Origin of the sequence: Salipiger sp. PrR003 (assembly GCF_010500785.1) — a bacterium.
Lineage (GTDB): Bacteria > Pseudomonadota > Alphaproteobacteria > Rhodobacterales > Rhodobacteraceae > Salipiger > Salipiger pacificus_A.
This window is the reverse complement of the sequence record NZ_JAAGOV010000028.1, coordinates 68,244-84,028: the sequence shown is the minus strand read 5'-3', so window position 1 is coordinate 84,028 and position 15,785 is coordinate 68,244. Positions and strand designations below refer to the sequence as shown.

Here is a 15,785-nt window from a genome sequence, read left to right as displayed (position 1 = left end):
GCCACAATGCTGGAGTTTCCTGAACAGCAACAACGCGGACCATGCGGAGGGACTGGCGCCAGACGGGCCGCTCTGGGTTGTGGCCGCCGACAGGACATACATAGGGTTAAGACAGGGCGCTCGACCGATGAACATGCAAAGCTCCGGCGTGATCGCGCCGCCCGCCCCCAAGCGGCTGGAAGACATGGTGCTGCCCCGCACGATGATGCGCGACATCATCCTCAAGACCCTGTTCCGCAAGAACACCAACGTGATCACCGAGCTGGCCCGCGCGGTCTGCCTGCCGATCGTCATCACCCAGGAGCTGGTCGACCTCGCCCGCGGGCAGGGGTTGATCGAGGCCATGGGCACCCGTGGCGACGCATTGAGCAGCGAGATGCACTACCAGCTCACCGACAGCGGCAAGGCGCGCGCGCTCGACGCGCTGTCGCAGTCGGAGTACTTTGGCCCCATGCCGGTGCCGCTCTCGGCCTATCGCGAGCAGGTGCAACGTCAGTCGATCCGCAACATACAAGTCACCCGCGAGGCGCTCACCGACGCCATGGGCCACCTCGTGCTGCCAAGCGAGCTGCTCGCGCACCTCGGCCCGGCAGTGAGCGCCGGCCGATCTATCCTGATGTACGGACCGCCGGGTAACGGCAAATCGTCGATCTCCAACGGCATCCGCGAGGCCCTCGGCGACAGGATCTACGTGCCCCGCGCCATCGAATATTCCGGCCAGGTCATCACCGTCTACGACCCGATCGTGCACAAGGCCGCCGAGACCGAGCTCGAGGACCCCAACCGCCTACGTCGCACCACCCGCTTCGACTCGCGCTACGTGCTCTGCGACCGGCCCACGGTGATCACCGGCGGCGAGCTGTCGCTGAACATGCTCGATCTCGTATACAACCCCACCGCGCGCACCTACCAGGCACCGCTGCAGCTCAAGTCCACCGGCGGGCTCTTCATCGTCGACGACCTGGGCCGCCAGGCCGAGCCCCCGCAGAAGCTGGTCAACCGCTGGATCGTGCCGCTGGAGGAAAGCAAGGACATCCTCGCGCTGCAGTCGGGCGAAAAATTCGAGGTGCCCTTCGACACGCTGGTGATCTTTTCGACCAACTTCCACCCCAACGAGATCTTCGACAAGGCGGCGCTGCGCCGGATCTTCTTCAAGATCAAGATCGACGGGCCGAACCAGCAAGACTTCCTGAAGATCTTCGCGATGGTCGCGCGCAAGAAGCAGATGGTCCTGGATGAGGCCTCGCTCGTCTACCTGCTGAAGAGCAAGTATCCGAGCATCGACAACCTCTATGCGAACTACCAGCCGGTCTTCCTCATCGATCAGATGAAAGCGATCTGCGACTTCGAAGGCTGGCCCCACAAGATGACCCCAGAGCTGGTCGACAGGGCTTGGGCGAACCTCTTCGTTCGGGACGAAGACATCGTGAAATGAGGCCCTGCGAAAAGGCGCGGAATTTCCGCAACGGCAGGCGATTTTTCCGCTTGACCCTCTCGGCCCATACCCATATTCAGCGCTCACTTCTTGGCGGAGTAGCTCAGTTGGTTAGAGCAGCGGAATCATAATCCGCGTGTCGGGGGTTCAAGTCCCTCCTCCGCTACCAGAAGTCCTTCCTTTCACGACAGTCCATTCCCGCACGGGGCGCGCGCGCAGCCGCGCGATTTTGCCTTCCCGAGACTGCTCGGCCACCCACGCCCTCGCCGACATTGAATGCCACTGCCCTGCCACGCGGCGTGCGCCCGGCGCGACTCGTCCCGGTGGCCCCACGTCGGCCCCACGTCGAGCCCCCCCCCGACAGTCTCCGCGCCCGCGGGAACAGGGTTCTGTGACCGCAAAGAAAAGCGGGCAGAGCGCATGCGCCCTGCCCGTCCAAGATTTCCGCTGGTGCGTGCGCCGCGGCGTGCGAGCGCGACTCAGCGCTTTCGGAACGTGAGGTAATGTGGCGTACGACCCTCGCGCAGGGCTTTTTGCTCGTAACGGGTCGAAATCCAGTCATCCCAGGGGGCGCGCCAGTCGCTCGGCCCCTCGGCCAGCCACTCGAAGCCCGCCTTCGGCACCTCCTGCAGCGTCTGGCGGACGTAGTCAGGAATGTCGGTGGCCACACGGAACTCGGCACCCGGCTTCAGCACACGGGCCAGTGGCTCGAGATGCTCCTGCGTGACGAAACGGCGGCGGTGGTGGCGCGTCTTCGGCCAGGGATCGGGATAGTTCAGGAAGGCCTTGTCGATGCTCTCGTCCGGCAGCACGTCGAACATGTTGCGGGCATCACCGGGGTACACCTTGAGGTTCTCGACCCCCGCCTGCCGGATCTTGCCCAGCAGCATGGCGACGCCGTTGATATAGGGCTCGCAGCCGATGATCCCCATGTGCGGATGCGTGGCGGCCTGGTGCACAAGGTGCTCGCCGCCGCCGAAGCCGATTTCCAGCCAGACCGGCTTGCCGCCGAACATCGCCTGAAGATCGAGGTTCTCGCGCTCGGGGTTCACCTCCCAGTCGACCGCGCCCGGCGAGAGCTTCGCCAGGTCCTCTTCGAGGTAAGTCTCCTGGCTTGGGCGCAGGGACTTGCCCTTTACGCGGCCGTAGAAATTGCGCCAAGGGGCGCCGGGATGCTTGTTCGAGCTGGTCATGCGCCGCGATGTAGCGGCGAAGCGGGCGCGGAGCAATCCTCCCCGCGCCCTTTTGTGCAGGAGCCGGCGCGGCTCCCGGGCGTCAATAGGGCAACGGATGCGCCTTGTGGGTCGCGTCGATGCGCTCCAGCAGCTCGTCCGAAAGCGTCACCTCCGCCGCGCCGAGCAGATGCTCGAGCTGGCCGAGCGTGGTGGCGCCGAAGATCGACGAGGCTACGAAGGGCCGGCGCGCCGACCACGCCAGCGCCATGTGCACCGGATCGTGCCCGAATTCCTGCGCAAGCTCGATGTAGGCCGCGACCGCCGGGAAAACGCGGTCGGTCTTGCGCCCGCCGAGATCGCCGTTGATCGCCATGCGCGAGCCTTCGGGAAGCGCGCCGTTCTGGTACTTGCCGGTCAGCAGGCCCGCGCCGAGCGGCGAATAGGGCAGCAGGCCAACGTCCTCGTTGACCATCAGCTCGCCAAGGTCGGTATCGGCCATCCGGTAGAGCAGCGAGTATTCGTTTTGCACCGAGGCGACCCGCGGGCCGCCCACCTCACCCGCCATGCGCAGCCACTCCGCGGTGCCCCAGGCGCTGTCGTTGGACAGGCCAAAGGCGCGGATGGTGCCGCGGTCGACCTCGCGCTGCAGCGCGCCGAGGGCGTCGGCCATGTGCTGGCGGGTCGCCTCGCGGTCCTGCGTCCAGGGCGCGAAGGTCCAGTTCTGGCGGAAGGCGTAGCTGCCGCGGTTCGGCCAATGGAACTGGTAGAGGTCGATGTAATCGGTCTTCAGCCGCTTCAGCGAGGCTTCGACCGCCACCGGGATGGTCTCGGAGCTGATCGGCGCCTCATCGCGCACCAGCTTCGACGGGCCGGTGTGCTTGCTGGCGAGGATCCACTCGCCGCGGCGGCCGGACTTGGCGAACCAGTCGCCAAGGATTTCCTCGGTGCGGCCCACCGTCTCGGCCTTTACCGGGTTCACCGGGTACATCTCGGCGGTGTCCATGAAGTTGATGCCGGCATCCAGCGCGCGCTCGATCTGCGCAAAGGCATCCTCGGGCGGCGTCTGGTTGCCATAGGTCATGGTGCCGAGGCAGAGCTCGGTCACCGACATGCCTGTGCGGCCCAGCGGGTTTTTCTTCATCGGGTGTCTCCTGTTAGCGCTCGGCGCGACACTAGTGGCCTGAGCGGGGAAGCCAAGCCCCCGGCGCGCAGGCTGCCCTTGCGACACGCCCGATGCGCATCACATGTGCGCGCACCCAACCCCCTCCCCCGGCAGGGCAGGCCTGCGGCAGGTCAGCGCCCCTCGGCACCCGAACGCGCCAGAGCTCCGCCGCAGCAGCATGCGCCCTCTTCGCGCCGCGTCGCCTGTTCCGGGGATGGAGCTGCAAAAGCGCTTTGCGCGCTCGGCCTCCGGTGCCAGTATCCCGCTGGACTATTTTTCAGAACACATTTCAATTTAGGAGTTTGCGATGGGGACTTCCCGAAAATACGCGGCCGAGCTCATTGGCACCTTCTGGCTGACGTTTGGCGGCTGCGGTTCTGCGGTGCTGGCGGCGGCCTTTCCCGAGGTGGGGATCGGGCTGCTCGGCGTCTCGCTGGCCTTTGGCCTGACGGTGCTGACCATGGCCTATGCGATCGGCCATGTCTCGGGCTGCCATCTCAACCCTGCGGTGACCGTGGGGCTTGCGGCGGGCGGGCGCTTCCCGGCCTCGGACATCCTGCCTTACGTCCTTGCACAGGTGATCGGGGCGATCCTCGGCGCCGCGGTGCTCTACGTGATCGCCAGCGGCGTGCCGGAGTTCGACGTGGTGGCCTCGGGCTTTGCCGCCAACGGCTACGCCGAGCACAGCCCCGGGGGCTATTCGCTGGTCTCGAGCTTCGTCGCCGAGGTGGTGCTGACGATGATGTTTCTTTTCATCATCATGGGCACCACGCACGGGCAGGCGCCGGTGGGGTTCGCGCCGCTGGCCATTGGCCTGGCGCTGACGCTCATCCACCTGATCAGCATCCCGGTCACCAACACCTCGGTGAACCCGGCCCGCAGCACCGGACCGGCGCTCTTCGTCGGGGGCTGGGCGCTGGGGCAGCTCTGGCTGTTCTGGCTCGCACCGCTGCTGGGCGGGGCACTTGGCGGGTTGCTCTACAGCTGGCTCAGCCCGACCCCCACCGGCATCGTCGAGGGCGGCGTGCCGAGCAAGTGACGCCAACAGAAGAGCGCGGCCCTGCGGACCGCGCTTCTCTTGATGTTCCGCCGAATGCGCCGGCGAAGGCGGCTCAGCGCGTGCCGGCGAAGCGCTCCTGCCAGTCTTCGCGCTCGGCGTCGGTGATCTTGCGGAAGGTCACCTCGGGCACCTCGAAGGCGTGGCCCGCGGGCAGCGTGCTCAGCGCCGCGTCAAGGTCTCCCGGCCAGCTGTCATCTTCGGTCTTCAGCGCCGCCAGAAGCTGTGCCGAGGCGTCGGGGATGAAGGGCGAGGAGATCACCGCGTAGAGGCGGATCATGTTGAGCGCGAGGCGGATCTGCATCGCCGCTGCCTCGGGGTCGGTCTTGAATGTCGACCAGGGCGCCGCCTCCTGCAGATACTCATTGCCGAGCACCCAGGCGGCGCGGAGCGCGCCGGCCGCCTTGCGGACCTCATGCGCCTCCATCTGCGCCTCGTACTCGCGGATCTTCTCGGCGAGGTCGCCGATCAGCTTGGTCTCGAGCGCGCCCATGGCACCGCCCTCGGGCACCACTTCGCCGAACTTCGAGCGGCAGAACTTGGTGACGCGGCTGGCGAAGTTGCCAAGCACGTCTGCAAGGTCCTTGTTGACCGAGGACTGGAAGTTCTCCCATGTGAATTCGCTGTCCGAGCTTTCCGGCGCGTGGCTGAGCAGCCACCAGCGCCAGTAGTCGGCGGGCAGGATTTCCAGCGCCTGGTCCATGAAGACGCCGCGGCCACGGGACGTCGAGAACTGGCCGCCGTCGTAGTTGAGGTAGTTGAACGACTTGATGTAATCGACCAGCTTCCAGGGCTCGCCCGACCCGAGGATTGTGGCGGGGAAGGTGAGCGTGTGGAACGGCACGTTGTCCTTGCCCATGAACTGCGTGTAGGTCACGTCCTCGGCGCCCTTGTCAGTGCGCCACCAGCGTTCCCAGTCCTCGCCCTTTCCGGCATCGACCCATTCCTGCGCGCAGGCGATGTATTCGATCGGCGCGTCGAACCAGACGTAGAAGACCTTGCCTTCCATACCGGGCCAATCCGCATCGCCCTTCTTGACGGGGATGCCCCAGTCGAGGTCGCGGGTGATGCCCCGGTCCTGCAGCCCGTCGCCGTCGTGCAGCCATTTCTTGGCGATCGAGGTGGTCAGCACCGGCCAATCGTTCTTGCTGTCGATCCAGGCCTCGATCTCATCCTTGATCAGGCTCTGGCAGAGATAAAGGTGCTTGGTCTCGCGCATCTCGAGGTCGGTCGCGCCCGAGATCACCGAGCGCGGGTTGATCAGATCCACCGGGTCGAGCTGCTTGGTGCAGTTGTCGCACTGGTCGCCGCGCGCATCCTCGAAGCCGCAGTTCGGGCAGGTGCCCTCGATGTAGCGGTCCGGCAGGTAGCGCCCGTCGGTGGGCGAGTACATCTGCGTCTCGGACACTTCGCGGATGAGCCCGCGCTCGGCAAGCACCCCGGCGAAATGCTGGGTCAGCCTGTGGTTCTGCGGGCTCGACGAACGGCCGAAGTGATCGAAGCTGAGGCGGAACCCATCGGCGATCTTCGACTGCACCTCGTGCATCTCGGCGCAATACTCGGCCACCGGCTTGCCGGCCTTGGCGGCGGCGAGCTCGGCGGGGGTGCCATGCTCGTCGGTGGCGCAGAGGAAGAGCACCTCGTTGCCGCGGGCCCGTTGGTAGCGCGCAAAGAGGTCGGCCGGAAGCTGGCTGCCCACGAGGTTGCCGAGATGCTTGATCCCGTTGATGTAGGGGATCGCCGAGGTGATCAGATGACGTGCCATGTTCGTCCCGCGAATGAATCTAGAGTTGTCGCGCTCTTAGCGGAAGTTGCCCGGGCTTGCCAGTGCGGCGGCAGGCCTGCGCACTGGGCGCGAGCGCGCCCCACGGACCGACCCGGCTGACCAATGCCCACCTCTGGAGGCCGCCCCGCGGGTTACCCCTCGACGCATCGTCCCGAACGGTTTCCGGACGCAGAGAAATTTTTCCACGACAGGCCAGTTTCGCCTTGTGGTTCCCATGTTCGCTTGGATATACGCGTCAGCGGAGACGTGGCCGAGTGGTCGAAGGCACACCCCTGCTAAGGGTGCAGGCGGGAAACCGTCTCGAGGGTTCGAATCCCTTCGTCTCCGCCACCCACATTAAAGATACGGCGCTTCGCGACCCCTCGGGTTTGCTCCGCTCAGCAGAGCGTCCTCAAGCGCCCTTTCGCCGCCCAATCCACACCGTGTGACGCGATCCGCGCCTGGTTCTGCCGGCACGCACCATATGCGCCTTGGCCTCGAAACCGGAGCGCCCGAGCCGCCGGGTGAACCCCTCGTCGGGATGCGCCGACCAGACCGCCAGGATGCCGCCCGGGGTCAGCGCCCGATGTGCCATCTGCAGGCCGCGCTCGCCGTAAAGCGTGTCATTACCGGCGCGGGTCAAACCGCCGGGACCATTGTCGACATCGAGCAGGATCGCGTCATAAACACCCCGCGCGCCGCGGATCTCCTCAACCACGTCGCCCGCACGCACCTCGACCCGCGGATCCGCGAGGCACTCGCCGAAGACCACCCGCATGTGATCCGTCGCCCAGGCGATCAGCTCGGGGACGATCTCCGAGACGATAAGCTGCGCCCCGGTCGGCGCGACCGCCTGCGCCGCGCGCAGTGTGAAGCCCATGCCGAGCCCGCCGATGAGCACGCGCGGCGCGGGGCGCCCGGACAGCCGCTCGAAAGCAAGGGTCGCCAGCGCCTCCTCGGAGCCGCCGAGCCGGCTGTTCATCAGCTCGTTCCCGTCGCTGAGGCGAATGGAATATTCCTCTCCGCGCCGGAACAGGCGCAGGGTGTCGCCCTCGGGCGTGGTGGCGGTGGCGAGAAGGTCCCAAGGAAGCATCTGCATGTCCTGTTGTAAGAGCTGCGCCCGGCCTAGCCGATCCGCAGGCGGAGAGGAAGCAGCGGCTCGTCGAGCGGACCACGGGTTATTTCGAGCCGAAATTCCAAGTACCCCACGGACGCTCAACACCCGGGGGGGTCGACCTCTCTCCAGCCTCCAGAGAGAGAAAGAGAGACAGGTTGGACAAGAAACCGCGACACGCTCAGCGCCACTTTCGCGCATAGCTCTCGAAGCCATGGACATAAGCACCGTCGAGCACGACTGGCGGAGCTATGATTTCAAGATCACGCGGGTCGCGGATGGCGAACCCCAGAGCTCGGCACGCTGGATGGAAACGCTCGAGCATGAGCCCCTGGCCGAGGCGATTAGAGAACCCCCTAGGACATCATCGTGTTCTGCGAAGTGCCGGTTCGGCGCGCGGTCTCTCGGATCGGTAGCTTTTCCCGCAAAGCCATGCGGCGGATGAAATTAAAATGCCTCTATATGGATCACTCCGGACACCCCCCGCTGCAAGCTGCGTCGCGGGGAGGGTCACTTGGGTCACTTCCCAATGGAAATTACGCCGCCACCCGGGTTAGTTCCGTGTGGAAATCAACACCGCGCTCTTCTGTGTCCACCGCACGACGATCCATCTCTGGTCGACGGCTGGCCAGGTGCGTGCTTTCCGAAAGAGCCTTATCACCCTGCTCAAAGTCGCAGACGTCGAGGCGTTCATCGAATACCAAACTGTCAGGGCGCAGGAGGTTGCGCAACGACTTCGGGGGGGGGATTGCCTGGGGGGCCAAACTCTCCCACCCTTCGTGATTGCTCTGATGATCAAACACTTAGGGGAGAGTTTTGGTGCGGTCGAGAAGACTCGAACTTCCACGGGAGTTACCCCACAGCGACCTCAACGCTGCGCGTCTACCAATTCCGCCACGACCGCACTGTCTTGACTTGGTGAAGCGGTCTCTAACGAAGCCTGCGGGGGATGTGAAGAGGAAAATTGAACCTTTCTGCGAAAATGTCACCCGACCTTACGGCAACTTGCGAAAGACCGGTTTTTCGCTCTTCGGTCAGGGCCGCGCACTCCGCCCCCGGCCCGCTCTATTGACCGACGCGGGGAATGCTCCTAATCGCTCCGGCATGGTTGAGTGGATCACGACAGACGGGCTGACAGGCTACGACGAGGCCGTTGCCTTCATGGAAGCGCGCGCCGCTGCGATTGCCGCAGGCGAGGCCGAGGAACTCATCTGGCTGGTCGAGCATCCCCCGCTCTATACCGCAGGCACCTCTGCAAAACCCGAGGATCTGCGCGAGCCCGAGCGTTTCCCCGTTTTCGACACCAAGCGCGGCGGGCAGTACACGTATCACGGACCCGGACAGCGCGTGGTCTACGTCATGCTGGACGTCGGCAAGCGCGGCCGCGACGTGCGCCGTTTCGTGCAGCAACTCGAGGCCTGGGTGATCGCCGCCCTCGCCGAGTTCAACGTCACCGGCCATATCCGAGAGGGCCGCGTCGGCGTCTGGGTCGAACGCCCGGACAAGCCACTGCTTGCGGACGGGCGCGTGACCGAGGACAAGATCGCCGCCATCGGCATCCGCCTGCGCAAATGGGTGAGCTTCCACGGCATCTCGATCAACGTCGAGCCGGATCTGTCGCATTTCGATGGCATCGTGCCGTGCGGCATCACCGAATACGGTGTGACGTCGCTGGTTGATCTGGGCCTGCCGGTGAGCATGGACGATCTCGACGTCGCTCTGCGCCGCAGCTTCGACCAGACCCTCGGCGCCCTGCCCTGCGAGGCCTGAGCTAGCCCGCAAGCAGGTGGGTCTTCACGTCCTCGGCAGCGAAATCGACCAGCGCGCGCACCTTGCGCGGCAGTATCGCGCCCTCGAGATAGACCGCGTGCAGATCGTGTGCGGGCTTTTCCTCCTCCGCCAGGACCTCGACCAGCCGCCCGGCCTCGATGTCGGCGGTCACCACGAACTCAGGGCAATAGGCGATGCCCCGCCCCGCGAGCGCCATGTCCCGCGCCACACGTGCGCTGTTCACCGCGAAGCGGCTGGCGATCCGCACCTCCTGCAGCGCCCCTGCCGCACCGAAGCGCCAGCGCGGGCTGCGCTGGTTGCTGTCGTGGATGCAGGCATGAGCGCTCAGCGCGGCGGGACTGCCGGGCGCCCCGCGCGCCGCAACATAGCCCGGCGAGGCCACCAGCTTCATCCCGATGCGGCAGAGCCGCCGCGCTTTCAGCGTATTGTCGGTCAGCTGCCCGATGCGGAAGGCCAGATCGATCCCCTCGAGTGCAAGATCGGTGTAGGCATCTGACAGACGCAGCTCGACCGACAGCTCCGGGTGGGGCGCGGCGAAACGGCTCAGAAGATCGGCGGCGTAGATCTCGCCGAAGGTCAGCGGCGCCGCCACTCGCAGCACGCCCGAAAAGCCCCGCGCCTCATCCTCGACAGACCCAAGCAGCTCCTCAAGCTCCTCCAGCCAGGCCGGCGCCCGTGCCAGCAGCTTCTCTCCCGCTGGCGCTAGCCCGACCCGCCGCGTGGTGCGCTGCAGCAATCGCGTGCCGAGCCGCGCCTCCAGCTCGGCCACGTATTTCGAGGTCAGCCGGTTCGACACCCCTATACGTTCAGCAGCGGCGGTGAAGGAGCCGGTCTGCGCGGTGGCAACGAAGGCGCGGATCTGCTCGACGATGTCCATGGCTCATTCCGAACAAAACGTGGATAGTGTCCCCATATATTCACCATTTCTTTCCGAAATACCAACTCGCATATTCCTCCCAACGGCAGCGAGCGCTGCACCACCTTGCATCCGCAGGACACGTATTCGGAGAGAGATCATGGCACCCAGCGACGTTCCCCTCGACATCGGGCAAGTGAGCCTGACCGTGAACGACCTTGTCAGGGTCGGCGACTTCTACCAATCCGCGCTCGGCCTCGATAAGCTGTCGGACGACGGCACCGAGGCCCGCTTCGGCGCGTCTGGCCGCAGCCTCATCGCGCTGCGGCAGGACAAGGCGGCGCCGCGTCACTCCCCACGCGAGGCCGGCCTCTTCCATACCGCTTTCCTGCTGCCCTCGCGCGCCGACCTCGGCGCTTGGCTGCACCACGCGGCCGAGAGCCGCGTCCCGCTTCAGGGGGCCTCGGACCACCTCGTCAGCGAGGCGCTCTACCTCGCCGACCCAGAGGGCAACGGCATCGAGATCTATGTCGACCGCCCGCGCGACCAGTGGACCCACAAGGGAGCCGAGATCGAGATGGCAACCAATCCCCTCGACCTGCAGGACGTCGCGAAGAGCGCCACCGGCCCCTGGCAAGGCGCGCCCGAGGCAACCGCCATCGGCCACGTCCACCTGCAGGTGGGCCAGCTCGACCCCGCCGAGGCCTTCTACGCGGACACCCTCGGCATGGCGGTGACAAGCCGCTATCCAGGCGCCACCTTCTTCGGCTCGGGCGGCTACCACCACCATCTTGCGTCAAACATCTGGAGGAGCCGCGGCGCCGGACCGCGCAAGGACCCCGCGACCGGCCTTACCGAGATCGAGCTGCGCAGCACCGCTGCCGAGATCGCCGCAATTCGCCGCCGTGCCACCGACAGGACCCCGCTGACCGATCCGTGGGGCACCACATTCACCCTGACGCAGAAGGACTGACCCCATGCTCATCGACGGAAAATGGACCGCAAATTGGCAGCCGGTGCAAAAGGCAGACGAGAGGGGTCGCTTCGTGCGGCAGGAGTCGAGCTTTCGCAACTGGATCACCCCGGACGGCAGCGCCGGCCCCACCGGGACCGGCGGCTTCAAGGCCGAAGCAGGACGCTACCGGCTCTACGTCGCGCTGATCTGCCCCTGGGCCTCGCGCACGCTGATCGCCCGCAAGCTCAAGCGCCTCGAAGAGATCATCCCGGTCACCGTGGTGAACCCCCGGCTCGACGACCAAGGCTGGCGCTTCGGCGGCTTTGCGGGGGCGGATGAGGACCCGCTCTACGGCGCGGGCCACCTGCACGATCTCTACACGCGCGCCGACCCGCATGTCTCTGGCCGCGCCACGGTTCCGGTGCTCTGGGACGAGGCGCAGGGGGTCATGGTCAACAACGAGAGTGCCGACATCCTGCGCATGTTCGACACCGCCTTCGCGGCACTCGCCCCCTCTGACATCCGCCTCGCCCCCGAGGATCTGCGCGCGCGGATTGATGCCGCCAACGCCCAGATCTACCCGCGCTACAACAACGGCGTCTACAAGGCGGGGTTTGCCAGCACACAGGCGGCCTATGACGAGGCCGTCACCCAGCTGTTCGACGAAATGGCCCGGATGGAGCAGCACTTCTCGGACGGCCGCCCCTTCTATTTCGGCGACAGCTTGACCGAGACCGATATCCGCATCTTCGTCACCTCGATCCGTTTCGACGCCGCCTATCACGGCCTTTTCAAGTGCAACATCCGCCGGCTCGAGGATCATGCCCATCTGCACGCGCACATGTTGCGGGTGCTGAACACGGGCGGCATCGCCGAGACGGTCGACCTCGATCACATCAAGGCGGGGTATTACGGCATCAAGGCGCTCAACCCGCCGCGCATCATTCCCGCCGGCCCCGCCACGCTCGCGGCAGAGATCGCCGCGGCCAAGGCAGCGCTCCGACCCGGCCGTTCTTCCCGGCGACAACATCCCGGGAAAAGGCGCAGTGAGCCTTGGGCGCCAAGCCCCCCTTTGCTTCAGGACGCGCCTGCGGCGCGTGGGGGTCAGAGCCCCCTCCCCCTTCCCACGTAAGCCGTGCTACATCCCGAGCCGACCAGCCGGAGAACTTCATGCGCGCGCCCAGCCTGCCCCTCACCCGCGACCTCATCCTTGTCGGAGGCGGCCATTCGCACGCGCTGCTGCTGCGCATGTGGGGGATGAAACCGCTGCCGGGCGCGCGGCTGACGGTGATCAACCCCGGGCCCACCGCGCCCTATTCTGGGATGCTCCCGGGCTTCGTCGCCGGCCATTACGCCCGCGACGAGCTCGATATCGACCTCGTGAAGCTGGCGCGCTTCGCCGGGGCGCGGGTGATCCTCGGCGCGGTGACCGACATCGACCGCACCGCGCGGCAGGTCAGGGTCGCGGGCCGCGCCCCGATCGGATTCGACGTCGCCTCGGTGAACATCGGCGTCACCTCGACCATGCCCGACCTGCCGGGCTTTGCCGAGCACGCCCTGCCCGCCAAGCCGCTCGGCCCCTTCGCCTTGGGGTGGGCCGCCTACCGGGACGGCGGCGGCACAGCCTCGGCGGCAGTGATCGGCGGCGGCGTGGCCGGAGCCGAACTGGCCTGCGCCATGGCCTTTGCCCTGCGGCAGCGCGGCCGCCCGGCGCAGGTGCATCTGATCGAACGCGCCACCGCGCTCGCGGCGCTGCGCCCCCGGGCTGCGGCAAAGCTGCGCAACGCGCTGGCCGCGCAGGGGGTTACGCTGATCGAGACCGCCGAGGTCACCGAGATCACCGCGCGCAGCCTGCGCCTCGCCGATGGCCGCGAGATCGCCGCCGACTTCGTCACCGGTGCGGCGGGCGCGCGGGCGCAGGGGTGGTTGCAGGAGAGCGGGCTCGACCTGCAGGACGGGTTCATCAAGGTCGCCCCGACGCTGCAGAGCTCGGACCCGGCGATCTTTGCCGCTGGCGACTGCGCGCATCTGACCGAGACCCCCCGCCCCAAGGCCGGGGTCTTTGCGGTCCGCGAGGCGCCGATCCTGCTGCACAACCTGCGCGCTGCGCTCGAGGGACGCGACACCCTGCGCTGCTACCGCCCGCAGCGCGATTACCTCAAGCTGATTTCGCTGGGCCGCAAGTCGGCGCTGGCCGACAAGGCGGGTCTGGCCCTGTCGGGTCCGCTCATGTGGCGCTGGAAGGACCACATCGACCGCAGCTTCATGCGTAAATTCCAAGAGCTTCCGGCGATGACCCCGCCGCCTCTGCCTGCTCACCACGCGGCGGGCATGGAGGAGGCCCTCGGCAGCAAACCCATGTGCGGCGGCTGCGGTGCCAAGGTCGGCCGCGACGCGCTCGCCTCGGCGCTTTCGTCCCTGCCCCCGCCCATCCGCGCCGACGTCACCGCGCTGCCCGGCGACGATGCCGCGCTGCTGCTCACGGGCGGTGCGCGGCAGGTGATGACGGTCGATCACCTGCGCGCCTTCGTCGAGGACCCCGAGATCATGGCCCGCATCACCTGCATCCACGCGCTCGGCGATATCTGGGCCATGGGCGCCGCGCCCCAGGCCGCGGTCGCCAGCCTCACGCTGCCGCGCATGTCCGAGCCGCTGGCCGAGCGCACGCTGACTGAATGCCTCGGCGCGATCACCGGCATCCTCCGCGCCGAAGGCGCCGAGCTGGTCGGCGGGCACTCGGCTATGGGCGACGAGTTGAGCATCGGGCTGACGATCACCGGCCTGTGCGCGCGCACGCCGATCACGCTCGGCGGCGCCCGCCCCGGCGACAGGCTGATCCTCACCAAGCCGATCGGCACGGGTGTCATCATGGCCGCCGAGATGGCCGGCGCCGCGCGCGGGGACTGGGTGGCGCAGGCGCTCAGCCACATGACCACGCCGCAGGGCACCGCCGCGCGCCTTCTGGGCCACGCCCATGCGATGACCGACGTCACCGGCTTTGGCCTGGCGGGGCACCTGCTGAACATCTGCAACGCCTCGGGGGTCGGCGCGCAACTGGAGGTGGGCAAGGTGCCGCTGCTGCCCGGCGCCGAGGCGCTCTCGGCGGCGGGCCATGCCTCGACGCTCTACCCCAAGAACCGCGCCGCCCTTCCCTTCCAGCCGCTGGGGCCAAAGGAGGACCTCATGTTCGACCCGCAGACCGCGGGGGGCCTGCTGGCGGCGGTGCCCGGAGACGCGGCAGACACCCTCGCGCAGCTGCGCGCGGCGGGCTTTCCGGCGGTGGAGATCGGCGCGATTACCGACCGCAGCGGTCAGATCGACATGGTCTGAAGCCGCTCCGCCATCCGGTCCGCCAGCGCATCGAGCGCCGCTTCGTCCAGAGCCGGGGTCTCGAACCGCTCAACCACGCGCGGAGACATGGCGCGCATCGACTTGTCATAGGCAGGATCGTAGTGATCCGCCGCCAGCGAGGCGCAAAGCGCCAGCCGCTCGCCCGCGTCGATGAGTGCCTCCCAGCGGTCCACAAGCTCGTGACCGCGGTGGTAGCGCAGCGGCGACAGCTTTTCCTTCAGCGCAGGTCCATCCGAGAGAATGTCGTCGTAGGCCGCGTTCAGATAGCCCGCCCGAGCCTCCAGCGGCGCCGCGACCTCGACCCAGGGCGCCCCCTTCATTGCCTCCCAGATCGCGGGCGGGATCAGCAGCTGGCCGATCTTGCTGCTCTCGGCCTCGACCAGAACCGGGCGCGCCGGATCGAGCGCATCGAGGGCCTGCACCAGCTCTGTCTCGAACCACTTCTGGCTCGGCTGGCCACCGGGCATGTCGCCGAGCAGAGAGCCGCGGTGCCGCGCCAACCCCTCGAGGTCGATCACCTGCACGCCGCGCGCCGCGAGCCTCGGCAGCAGCGCGGTCTTGGCGGTGCCGGTGTGCCCGCCGAGTTGGATGAGCTTGAACGGCAGCGCGGAATCGTAGAGCGCCTCGGTGACCAGACGACGATATGTGCGATAGCCCCCCTCCACCGCCTCGGCGCGCCAGCCGATCTGCTGCAGCATCCAGGCAAAGGAGCCCGACCGCTGCCCGCCGCGCCAGCAGTAGACCAGCGGCTTCCAGCCACCCTCGTGATGCGCCAGCGGTCCTTCGATATGCGCAGCGGCATTGCGGAACACCAGCGCCGCCCCGAGTTTGCGCGCGAGGAAGGGCGATTGCTGCTTGTAAATGGTGCCGACCCGCGCCCGCTCCTCGTTGTCGAGGACCGGCAGGTTGATCGCGCCGGGGACGTGGTCCTCGGCAAATTCGGCCGGGCTGCGCACGTCGATGACCGTGTCGCAGCCATGGCGGAGGAAGTCGGAAAGCTGTGTCATCTTGCGTGGCATGGCGCATTTGGTACCGCGCCGCCGACGGCGAAGAAAGAGCGATCTGGGGCGACGCTAGGGCATGCAAATTTTTTCCGCAAAAGCCTCTGGACACTCCCGAATGCC

General features: G+C 67.0%; 12 protein-coding genes and 3 tRNA genes. 8 read left to right on the top strand and 7 right to left on the bottom strand.

The window, feature by feature from the left end:
* Nucleotides 1-127 precede the first annotated feature (127 nt).
* Both G0D83_RS05610 and G0D83_RS05605 read left to right on the top strand, forming a co-directional pair.
* Nucleotides 128-1,435, top strand: coding sequence for an ATPase (locus tag G0D83_RS05610; RefSeq protein WP_164190413.1), 1,308 nt, complete (start codon nucleotides 128-130; stop codon nucleotides 1,433-1,435).
* A gap of 92 nt (nucleotides 1,436-1,527) precedes the next feature.
* Nucleotides 1,528-1,604 (top strand) — tRNA-Met (locus G0D83_RS05605).
* A gap of 310 nt (nucleotides 1,605-1,914) precedes the next feature.
* Here G0D83_RS05605 and trmB read toward each other — a convergent pair.
* Together trmB and G0D83_RS05595 are read right to left on the bottom strand one after the other, a co-directional pair.
* Nucleotides 1,915-2,628 carry a tRNA (guanosine(46)-N7)-methyltransferase TrmB gene (trmB, locus tag G0D83_RS05600; RefSeq protein ID WP_164190410.1) on the bottom strand — a complete coding sequence of 238 codons (714 nt, stop codon included), beginning with the start codon at nucleotides 2,626-2,628 and terminating at the stop codon, nucleotides 1,915-1,917.
* Nucleotides 2,629-2,710: 82 nt separating this feature from the next.
* Nucleotides 2,711-3,751 (bottom strand): aldo/keto reductase, encoded by a 1,041-nt coding sequence (locus G0D83_RS05595; protein ID WP_164190408.1) that lies wholly within the window; start codon nucleotides 3,749-3,751, stop codon nucleotides 2,711-2,713.
* Between the two features lie 328 nt (nucleotides 3,752-4,079).
* On the opposite strand from G0D83_RS05595, the gene aqpZ reads away from it, so the two are divergent.
* Entirely contained in the window at nucleotides 4,080-4,811 is a 732-nt protein-coding gene (gene aqpZ / locus G0D83_RS05590; protein ID WP_164190406.1) for an aquaporin Z, read from the top strand.
* Between the two features lie 73 nt (nucleotides 4,812-4,884).
* Here the strand turns inward: aqpZ and metG are convergent, their stop codons facing one another.
* On the bottom strand, nucleotides 4,885-6,594 hold the full coding sequence (gene metG / locus G0D83_RS05585; RefSeq protein WP_164190403.1) for a methionine--tRNA ligase: 1,710 nt from the start codon (nucleotides 6,592-6,594) through the stop codon (nucleotides 4,885-4,887).
* A 261-nt stretch (nucleotides 6,595-6,855) separates the two neighbouring features.
* On the opposite strand from metG, the gene G0D83_RS05580 reads away from it, so the two are divergent.
* Nucleotides 6,856-6,945: transfer RNA gene (locus G0D83_RS05580), tRNA-Ser, on the top strand.
* Between the two features lie 61 nt (nucleotides 6,946-7,006).
* On the opposite strand, the gene G0D83_RS05575 is transcribed toward G0D83_RS05580, so the two are convergent.
* Nucleotides 7,007-7,687, bottom strand: coding sequence for a spermidine synthase (locus G0D83_RS05575; RefSeq protein ID WP_164190401.1), 681 nt, complete (start codon nucleotides 7,685-7,687; stop codon nucleotides 7,007-7,009).
* Between the two features lie 838 nt (nucleotides 7,688-8,525).
* Nucleotides 8,526-8,612, bottom strand: a tRNA-Leu gene (locus G0D83_RS05570).
* 200 nt (nucleotides 8,613-8,812) lie between these two features.
* Between G0D83_RS05570 and lipB the strand changes: the two genes are divergently transcribed.
* Nucleotides 8,813-9,478, top strand: a complete 666-nt coding sequence (gene lipB, locus G0D83_RS05565) for a lipoyl(octanoyl) transferase LipB (RefSeq protein WP_164190399.1) — start codon at nucleotides 8,813-8,815, stop codon at nucleotides 9,476-9,478.
* A 1-nt stretch (nucleotide 9,479) separates the two neighbouring features.
* Here lipB and G0D83_RS05560 read toward each other — a convergent pair whose 3' ends face one another.
* Nucleotides 9,480-10,376 (bottom strand): LysR family transcriptional regulator, encoded by an 897-nt coding sequence (locus G0D83_RS05560; protein WP_164190397.1) that lies wholly within the window; start codon nucleotides 10,374-10,376, stop codon nucleotides 9,480-9,482.
* 139 nt (nucleotides 10,377-10,515) lie between these two features.
* Between G0D83_RS05560 and G0D83_RS05555 the strand changes: the two genes are divergently transcribed.
* The 3 genes from G0D83_RS05555 to selD are packed head-to-tail and all read left to right on the top strand — an operon-like array spanning nucleotide 10,516 to nucleotide 14,640.
* A complete protein-coding gene (locus tag G0D83_RS05555; protein WP_164190395.1) occupies nucleotides 10,516-11,328 on the top strand; it encodes a VOC family protein in 813 nt (270 codons plus the stop codon).
* 4 nt (nucleotides 11,329-11,332) lie between these two features.
* Nucleotides 11,333-12,442, top strand: coding sequence for a glutathione S-transferase family protein (locus G0D83_RS05550; protein ID WP_164190392.1), 1,110 nt, complete (start codon nucleotides 11,333-11,335; stop codon nucleotides 12,440-12,442).
* A 38-nt stretch (nucleotides 12,443-12,480) separates the two neighbouring features.
* On the top strand, nucleotides 12,481-14,640 hold the full coding sequence (selD, locus tag G0D83_RS05545) for a selenide, water dikinase SelD (protein WP_164190390.1): 2,160 nt from the start codon (nucleotides 12,481-12,483) through the stop codon (nucleotides 14,638-14,640).
* Here the strand turns inward: selD and mnmH are convergent.
* Nucleotides 14,622-15,680 carry a tRNA 2-selenouridine(34) synthase MnmH gene (gene mnmH, locus G0D83_RS05540; RefSeq protein ID WP_164190388.1) on the bottom strand — a complete coding sequence of 353 codons (1,059 nt, stop codon included), beginning with the start codon at nucleotides 15,678-15,680 and terminating at the stop codon, nucleotides 14,622-14,624. The two genes, selD and mnmH, sit on opposite strands and share 19 nt — an antisense overlap.
* Nucleotides 15,681-15,785 lie beyond the last annotated feature (105 nt).

Coding starts and splice junctions, on each gene's coding strand:
- G0D83_RS05555 (WP_164190395.1), top strand. CDS start 10,516: ATGGCACCCAGCGACGTTCCCCTCGACATCGGGCAAGTGAGCCTGACC.
- selD (WP_164190390.1), top strand. CDS start 12,481: ATGCGCGCGCCCAGCCTGCCCCTCACCCGCGACCTCATCCTTGTCGGA.
- G0D83_RS05575 (WP_164190401.1), bottom strand. CDS start 7,687: ATGCTTCCTTGGGACCTTCTCGCCACCGCCACCACGCCCGAGGGCGAC.
- mnmH (WP_164190388.1), bottom strand. CDS start 15,680: ATGCCACGCAAGATGACACAGCTTTCCGACTTCCTCCGCCATGGCTGC.
- G0D83_RS05610 (WP_164190413.1), top strand. CDS start 128: ATGAACATGCAAAGCTCCGGCGTGATCGCGCCGCCCGCCCCCAAGCGG.
- metG (WP_164190403.1), bottom strand. CDS start 6,594: ATGGCACGTCATCTGATCACCTCGGCGATCCCCTACATCAACGGGATC.
- aqpZ (WP_164190406.1), top strand. CDS start 4,080: ATGGGGACTTCCCGAAAATACGCGGCCGAGCTCATTGGCACCTTCTGG.
- lipB (WP_164190399.1), top strand. CDS start 8,813: ATGGTTGAGTGGATCACGACAGACGGGCTGACAGGCTACGACGAGGCC.
- trmB (WP_164190410.1), bottom strand. CDS start 2,628: ATGACCAGCTCGAACAAGCATCCCGGCGCCCCTTGGCGCAATTTCTAC.
- G0D83_RS05595 (WP_164190408.1), bottom strand. CDS start 3,751: ATGAAGAAAAACCCGCTGGGCCGCACAGGCATGTCGGTGACCGAGCTC.
- G0D83_RS05550 (WP_164190392.1), top strand. CDS start 11,333: ATGCTCATCGACGGAAAATGGACCGCAAATTGGCAGCCGGTGCAAAAG.
- G0D83_RS05560 (WP_164190397.1), bottom strand. CDS start 10,376: ATGGACATCGTCGAGCAGATCCGCGCCTTCGTTGCCACCGCGCAGACC.